The following is a 7598-nucleotide window of genomic DNA, read 5'->3' as shown; positions in this document are numbered from 1 at the left end:
ACGGGGGCGCGGCGGGGGGCCCCAGCGGCCAGGGGGCCGGGCCCGGCAGAGACGCCACCCTCGGGTTCTCCTGCATGTGCGCGCACCAGGCGCTGCCGATGCCGTCGGCGCACGCGCTGACCCTCCGAGCGGTCGGCGGCGTGACGACGCGGCAGATCGCGCGGGCGTTCCTCGTCCCCGAGGCGACAATGGCGCAGCGCCTCGGCGGCCAGGTCGACCTCGCCGGTGTAGCCCTCGTTGAACACCAGGTAGAGCGCGCGCAGGACGGTGGCGGCATCGCCGGGCCGGTCGAGCCGCTGGCCGGCGAGCGTGCGCTTGGCGCGGCTGATGCGCTGCGCCATGGTCGCCTCGGGGACGAGGAACGCCCGCGCGATCTGCCGCGTCGTCAGGCCGCCGACCGCTCGGAGGGTCAGCGCGATCGCCGACGGCATCGGCAGCGCCGGGTGCGCGCACAGGAAGTAGAGCCAGAGGGTGTCGTCGCGGTCGGGCCAGTCGCCTTGGCCGCTGGGGTCACCCGCGTCGCCCCGGTCACCCGGGAGGAGCGGAGAGTACGACGACGAGGCCACCGCCTGCTCCCACGCCGCCAGGTCCTCCCGGCGCCGACGGGCCGACTCCGACCTGGTCGCGTCGAGGAACCTGCGCCACGCCACGGCGATCAGCCAGGCCCGGGGGTCGCGGGGCGGGTCGGCGGGCCAGCTGCGCAGGGACTCGACGAGGGCGTCCTGCACGGCGTCCTCGGCCGCGGCGAAATCGGCTCCGCGGCGGACGAGGACGCCGATCACCTGCGGGATGAGCGCCCGCAGGTCCGGGCCGTCCATGGTGGAATCAGTCCTCGATCTCCGTGGGCGCCGTGAGCAGGGGCCGCAGTTCGAGCCACTCGCGGATCGGCGCGCCGCCGGGGCCGGGTGCCGCGGACAGTTCGCCGGCCAGCTCGACCGCGCGGTCGTAATCGGCCGCCTCGATGATCATCCAGCCGGCGATGAGGTCCTTGGTCTCGGCGAAGGGGCCGTCGGTCAGCGGGGGCTTGCCCTCGCCGTCGTAACGCACCCACGTCCCCGACTCCGACAGTGCGTGGGAGTCCACGTACTCCCCGCTCTCGCGGAGCCGGTTGGCGAAGTCCTCCATGTACGCAAAATGCGCGGAGAACTCCTCGGGCGCCCACTCGCCCAGCGGCGGATAGGTGGGCTCCTCCGGCGCGGAGCCGCGGTAGTGCTTGAGCAACAGGTACTTGGCCATGATGGTCCTCCTCATGCTGTGCGACCCAGTGTGGTCGCTTCACGAGGGGGACGGAACCGTCCGCCGGATTTCGACATCCGGGGCGGTGCTGGCGCAGCGCAGCCGTGGTCGGGCCCGCGATCGGCCCCGTCGTGAACCCGTCCGGCGCGCTCGGGGACCCCGTCCGGCGCGCTCGGGGACCCCGCGTGGAACCGCTCCACGGCGTGCGCTATTGTTCTTTCTCGCAGCACGGAACGCCCCGGCGGGCCGGAATGCGATGCGGATGTGGCGCAGCTGGTAGCGCATCACCTTGCCAAGGTGAGGGTCGCGAGTTCGAATCTCGTCATCCGCTCAGAGTGAATGTCCCGGATCATCGTTCGTCGATGGCCCGGGACATTCTTCATTAGCGGGGTCCGCGCGCCCGGTGTGTGGGGGCCGTGCACTCGAGATGCGGCGCCCGCGCGCCAGATACGCGAGCCCTTGCCCGTCCGGCGCCCGCTGTTCGTCGAGTGGTCACAGGCACTGACTTCTCAGTGACCCGTCCTGGGACAACGTGAGCAGGTGCGACCTATCGACGCGCCTGGCGCGGATCGTGGGCCCAGCGCTCATCTGGTTATCAGTTGTCGGGCCTGATCCGGCGCGATAATCAGCGCACCATCGCCGCGCCGATCCGGGAGAAGCTCATGTCGTTCCAGGCGTACCTCGACACCGTCGAGAAGAAGACCGGTCTCACGCCGCGCCAACTCGTGGATCGAGCCGCCGAGAAGGGCTTCGGCCCAGGGACCAAGGCCGGCCCGATCCTGGCGTGGCTCAAAGAGGACTACGACCTCGGACGCGGCCACGGCATGGCGCTGGTCCACGTCATCACCACGGGCCCGAAGATCAGCGACAAGCATGTCGGCACCGACGGCTCGCACTCCGACGCCTCCGACACACTGTGGCTCGACGGGGCGGCGACCAACCCGAATCGCTAGCGCGCGGACGGGCGGGTTCCTGCCACCGGCCTCACACCACCCGCAACCGGGGCTGCGACCGGGCGAGCTCGTAGGTCTTGACCAGCCAGAACGCGGCGAACGCGTACAGCGCGGCGGTTTCCACGGCGAACAGCGCCGCCGAGGACTCCACCAGCCAGGCCACGACGAGCGCCACCGCGGGAAGGGCCAGCACCAGTACCGCCAACGCCCGATACACCGTCCGGTAGCTGCGCCGCGCCCGCGGGTCCCGCACCGAGCCGAGGGTCTCCTGCCCGTAGAAGAGGATCGACAGCGCGGCCAACACGAAGAACGCGACAGCGGCCACGGCGTGCACCACACTCGTCAGCGTCAGCGCGTCCCCGGGCGTCGCGGGATCTGCCGTCGGGACGAGAGCGACCACCACCGCGAGTACCCCGGCAGCGTTGAGCAGCAAGTTCTCGCCGCGGGTGTATCCGCGGTAGGCCACGAGGGCCACACCGATCGCCACCAGCGTCCCGACGAACACCCCGCGCGCCGGCGTGAAGTAGGAGGCACTGAGCGAGTCCATCGCCGCTACTCGCGCATCCAGCAGCGCCCACACGAGGAGCGCCGGCGGGAGCACGATCGCGCCGCCGGCGATCACCATCCGCAGCACGAAATACGTCTCGACGATGTAACCCGCCGGCGCCTCACAGAAGGTCGACGGCCCGCCGTCTGCCTGATCCCCGCCGGCCGCGCCCGACTGCGCCCCGCCGGCCGCGCTCGCCTGCGCCCCGCCCGCCCGATGCGTGTTCATACTCGGCGATCATTCCGGACGGGCCGCCTGCTCACCCGCGAAGTCGCGCACCGGTCTTGGTGTAGATCCGGTTGAGGTGCCCCTCGACGGTCCGCTTGGACAGGTGCAACTCGGCGGCGATCTCGGCGTTCGTCAGCCCCTGCCCCACCAGGTCGGCGATCTCCGACTCGCGGCGGGTCAGCTTCACCCCGGACGTGGCCGCGCCGCTCAGGTGCGCGAACCCGGCGCGGGCGCCACTGATCTCGGTCGTCGCGAGCAGCCGCTCGGCGAGAGTGTGGTGTCGGGAGCCGAGCGAGGCGACGACACGAGCGCGGTCGGCTGCCGCGGCGGCCATCGCCATGAGACCGGACTCGCGGGCCCGGCGGGCCACGTCCAGGAGGCGCCGCGGGCTCTCCGCCAGGGTGGCGGCGGCGAGTTCCTGCAGCATCTCGGGGAGATCGCCGGTGACCTCCAGCTCGCCGACGAGCCGACAGGTCTCGCGGTCGGCCGTGACGATGCCGGGCATCGCGGCGCGGATCGCGGCACCGTGCAGTCCCTCCTCCGCCAGCTCCCACACCGCCCGCTTCGCCGCGTCGCGGTCCCCCACACAGAACAGTGCACCGGCCTCGGCGGCGCGCATCTCCGGCCCGACCGGCGAGTTCGTGTGGTTCGGCACCGCCCGCATCCGGCGCAACTGCTCTCTCGCGTCCGAGACCTGCCCGGACAGTGCCAGCGCCAACGCATGGAGGGAGAGCACGCGGGGGAGGAAGTCCTCCGGGCCGTCGACCTCGATGGTGTCGATCGCGTCGGCGGCCGCGATCGTGGCGGACGGCAGGTCGCCGGCGAACAGCGCGATCTCCGCGTCGGCGGCGCGGCGTAGCCCGTGGTCGATGCGCACCGACTCCACGTGATCGGCCGCGGTGAACGACGAGAGCTCGCCGCCCAACGCGGTGATCCCGTACCCGTGCAGCACCACGCAGAGCAGCGCCGAGAGGTACTCCTCCGACGCCCACGCGACGTGTCCCATCGACCGCGCGCGCCGGGCCAACCTTCGCAGCAGTGCCAGCGCGGCGTCGGACTGGCCGAGCGCGTCGAGCGCCAGGGCGTGGATCGCTTCGAGGCGGCGCTCCCACTCGACGGGCAGTGGCGCGTCGAGTGCGTCGTACGCCCGGGCCGCCTCGCGGTACCGGCCGGAGTAGGACAGGTGCACCACGGTCAGCGCGTCCAGCACGGTGTGGGCCGGATGGCCCGGCGGGAGCAGTCGGTGGGCGTCGGCGATCATCGGCAGCGCGGCGTCGGGCCCGCGGTCGCGGTAGTGCGCGAGGTCGGCGCGGGCGGTGACGATCTCGACCAGCACGCGGATGAAATCCCCCGACGCCGGGTCGCTGAGAGCGGCCGGGGCGTCGGCGTCGCTGAGGTCGGCCGGGTCGTCCGGACCCGCGGGCCCGGCTCCCACGCCCACCCGGTCCTCGGCCCCGCGACTCTCCCGCTGCAGCGTGGCCAGCGCCTGGTCGAAGAGGATCGCGGCCTCGGGCAGTCTCTCGAGTAGTCGCAGGCACGAGCCCGCGACGAGCCGCAGTTCGGCCTGCTGGACGGGGGTCATCGCGAGCCCGGCGCGCTGAGCGGTGTCCTGGAGGCTCACGCCGGTGCGGTAGTCGTGGGCGTCGAGCGCCGCGTGTGCTGCGGCCAGCACCGCCTCGGCGTCGACCGGCCGTGCGCGGCCGAGCGCCCACAGCACGATCCGCGGGTCCGGCCGAGCGGCAGCCGACCCGGCGCCCCCGACACCCGCGGCCGCCCCGGCGTCGGCGCCAGGAGCGATCCCGGCACGATCGAGGACCGCCTCGTAGACCTCCCGACGACGACGGTGGTCCGCACCGGCCCGCAGCGCGGCGGCGAGGACGGGCGGCTGGACGGTGAGCATCTCGATGCCGTCCTCGAGCCGCTCGGTCAGCAGGCCGCGGGCGATGAGGTCGCAGACGAGGTCGTCGCCGTGGAGGTCCGCGAGGTCGGGCAGGCTGATGCGGCGGGCGAGCGCGGCGGTGGTCAGCGCGTCGGAGAACGCGGCGGAGTCCGCCCCCACCCACAGCCGCGGGTCCACGGTGACCTCGGCGATCGCCGTCCCAGGGTCTACGGTCAGCTCCATGCGTTCGCGGGTGCGGCGGATGTACCCGCGGCCGGCGAGGTCGTCGAAGGTAGCGCGGAGCGCGGCCATGTTCCCGTACGAGCAGGCCCACAGCGCCTCGACGAGCCGCGCCGACAGGGGGATGCCCACGACCGAGGACACGATCTCCTCGGACTCGCCGCGCGTGAGGTTCCGCAGTGGCAGGCGCGTGGTGCGGGCGGCCACCTCGTCGTCGTACCCCGGCGGTAACGGTGCCCCGAGCCGGGCGGATGCCACCAGCACGGCGCCGTCCGGCACGGCGGGAGGGGCGCCCCCGCCCGACGCCGAGCCCGGCACCGCGCGGTCGAGGTCGTCCCACACCACCACTGCGACGCCCGCGGCGCGCAGACCGGCGGCGATGTCGGCCGCGCACTGACTCGCGCCCGCGCCCGGCGGCCCCACGACGAGCACGCCGCGTCGGGTGTCCACGCTCAGGGCGACCGCGCGCGCGACGGTGTCGGACCGCAGCACCGCACGGCTCTTCCTCCACGCGGTCACGCGATCTCACTCCACTCTGACCGGCTCGCACCAGCAGCTCACGGTCACGGAAAAAACTCAGGTGTGTCGCACTCTATCGCCCGCCACGGGGCGCCCATGAGCATTGAGCGAAACCTGATCAGCGCCGCTCCGCCGGGGTGCGGCCATCGACCCGGGAGGGGTCATCATGCAACGTCCCACATCCGTCTCCGTCGCCTCGTGGGTCTGGCTCGGCTGCGCCCTGCTCGGCACGGTCGCCGTGTCCAACATCCTGCTCGCGAGCGAGTTCATCGCCGTCTTCGTGGGGGCCGGCGGTACCGAGGAGGAGCTGGCGGCCAGTCAGGTGATCGGCGTGGCGGGCGTGATCGGCGCGGTCATCGCGATGGCCGCGGTGGCCATCCAGGTGGTCGCCGCGGTCGAGTTACGGGACGGTGCGCGCTGGGCGCGCGTGCTGCTCACGATCTCCGCGGCCCTGGCGCTGGTCGGCGCCCTGGTCGACCTCACCGACTGGTCGGCGTGGGTGCTGGTCGCCGCGAACGTCGTCGCGCTGGTCCTGGCGTACGGCGAGTCCGCGTCCGCGTACCTGGAGGCGCAGCGGCGTGGCGCGGCGTCGGTGCCGGTGGCCGGGGCGGGGTCCGGGTCCGGTTTGGGGTCGGTGCCGGGGTCGGGATCGACGACGACGACGCGACGGCAGCACGCGTGAGTCAGTCCTCCGGTTGGGCGCGCTTTGCCGGGCGTGAGCTGCCCACCTGGTACGACGACGTCAAACTGGGCGTGTTCGTCCACTGGGGGCCCTACTCGGTCCCCCGGTGGGCTCCGCGCGTCCCCGACATCCAGCGGCTGATCCGCGACGGCGGCCCGCGCCGGATGCTGCGGGAGAACCCGTACGCCGAGTGGTATCTCAACTCCATGCGGGTCCCGGGCAGCCCGACCGCCGAGCATCACCGGAGCTCCTACGGCGCCGACTGGGAGTACGAGCGCTTTGCCGAGGAGTTCGGCCGCGAATCGGCCGATGCGGACGTGGAGCAGCTCGCCGAGCTCGCCGCCGCCGCGGGCGCCGGGTACGTGGTGCTCACCACCAAGCACCACGACGGCTACACCCTGTGGCCCTCCGCGCACCCGCACCCGCGGCTGGGCCGTTACGGAAGCGAGCGGGACCTGGTGGGCGCGCTCGACGAGGCGGTCAAGGCCCGCGGCATGCGCACCGGGCTGTACTACTCCGGCGGATACGACTGGCCGTACAACAACGCGCTGCTCACCGGCCCGGCGGACATGCTGCTGGCCATGCCCGACGACCCGACGTATGTGCGGTACGTCGAGGGGCACGTCCGCGAGCTCATCGAGCGATACCGCCCGGCGGTGCTGTGGAACGACATCGGCTGGCCGGCGTCGTCGGACCTGCCGGCGGTGTTCGCGGAGTATTACGCGGCGGTGCCCGACGGCGTGGTCAACGACCGCTGGGCCCAAACGGACGTCAAACGCGGCGGGGCGGCCGAGGCGCTGGTGAGCGGCTTGGGGTGCCTGGCGCAGTTGGCGTGGAAGCTGCTGCCGGAGGACAGTCGCGAGCTGTCCTTCCCGGCCTCGCCTCACCACGACGTCACCACGCCCGAGTACGCGCGACTCGAGACCATCGCCGAGACCAAGTGGGAGACGGTCCGCGGCGTCGGGCACTCGTTTGCCGCCAACCGCAACGAGGACCCGGCCGACATCGTCACCGCCGGCGAGCTGGTGCACATGCTGGTGGACGTGGTGAGCAAGAACGGCAACCTGCTCATCGGCGTGGGGCCCCTGCCGGACGGGTCGGTGCCGTACGAGCAGCAGGCGCCCCTGCGCGCGCTCGGTGGCTGGCTGCATGAGAACGGCAGCGCGATCCGCGGCAGCCGTCCGTGGGATGCTCCTGCCGCAGTGGCCGGCGACGGCACTCCCGTGCGTTTCACCCGCACCGGCGGCGATGTCAACGCGATCACTCTGGGCACGCCCACCTCGACCGAGCTGGTGCTACCCGGACTGTGTGCCG

At 72.8% G+C, this 7598-nt stretch carries 7 protein-coding genes and 1 tRNA gene; 4 read left to right on the top strand and 4 right to left on the bottom strand.

Annotated features, from left to right (window positions below; translation table 11 throughout):
* Together KHA85_RS15670 and KHA85_RS15665 are read right to left on the bottom strand one after the other, a co-directional pair.
* The coding region (locus KHA85_RS15670; protein ID WP_236885790.1) for a sigma factor at positions 1-818 on the bottom strand (818 nt) is incomplete at its 3' end.
* Between the two features lie 7 nt (positions 819-825).
* Entirely contained in the window at positions 826-1236 is a 411-nt protein-coding gene (locus KHA85_RS15665; protein ID WP_213186523.1) for a YciI family protein, read from the bottom strand.
* Positions 1237-1494: 258 nt separating this feature from the next.
* Between KHA85_RS15665 and KHA85_RS15660 the strand changes: the two genes are divergently transcribed.
* Positions 1495-1567 (top strand) — tRNA-Gly (locus KHA85_RS15660).
* Between the two features lie 331 nt (positions 1568-1898).
* Positions 1899-2189, top strand: a complete 291-nt coding sequence (locus tag KHA85_RS15655; RefSeq protein WP_213186522.1) for a DUF4287 domain-containing protein — start codon at positions 1899-1901, stop codon at positions 2187-2189.
* 31 nt (positions 2190-2220) lie between these two features.
* Here KHA85_RS15655 and KHA85_RS15650 read toward each other — a convergent pair whose 3' ends face one another.
* Positions 2221-2964 carry a hypothetical protein gene (locus KHA85_RS15650; RefSeq protein ID WP_213186521.1) on the bottom strand — a complete coding sequence of 248 codons (744 nt, stop codon included), beginning with the start codon at positions 2962-2964 and terminating at the stop codon, positions 2221-2223.
* Between the two features lie 31 nt (positions 2965-2995).
* A complete protein-coding gene (locus KHA85_RS18520; protein ID WP_213186520.1) occupies positions 2996-5602 on the bottom strand; it encodes a helix-turn-helix transcriptional regulator in 2607 nt (868 codons plus the stop codon).
* Between the two features lie 166 nt (positions 5603-5768).
* Here KHA85_RS18520 and KHA85_RS15640 point away from each other — a divergent pair, with 166 nt between their 5' ends.
* Complete coding sequence (locus KHA85_RS15640; protein WP_213186519.1) at positions 5769-6284, top strand: hypothetical protein; 516 nt, start codon at positions 5769-5771, stop codon at positions 6282-6284.
* Positions 6281-7598: alpha-L-fucosidase (locus KHA85_RS15635; RefSeq protein WP_213186518.1), on the top strand; the 1318-nt coding region annotated here is incomplete at its 3' end. The genes KHA85_RS15640 and KHA85_RS15635, both read left to right, overlap by 4 nt.

The sequence above is a fragment of the Dietzia massiliensis genome (genome assembly GCF_018390595.1).
Taxonomy (GTDB): domain Bacteria; phylum Actinomycetota; class Actinomycetes; order Mycobacteriales; family Mycobacteriaceae; genus Dietzia; species Dietzia massiliensis.
Note: the sequence above shows the minus strand (reverse complement) of the source record. Positions and strands in the feature narration are given on the sequence as shown.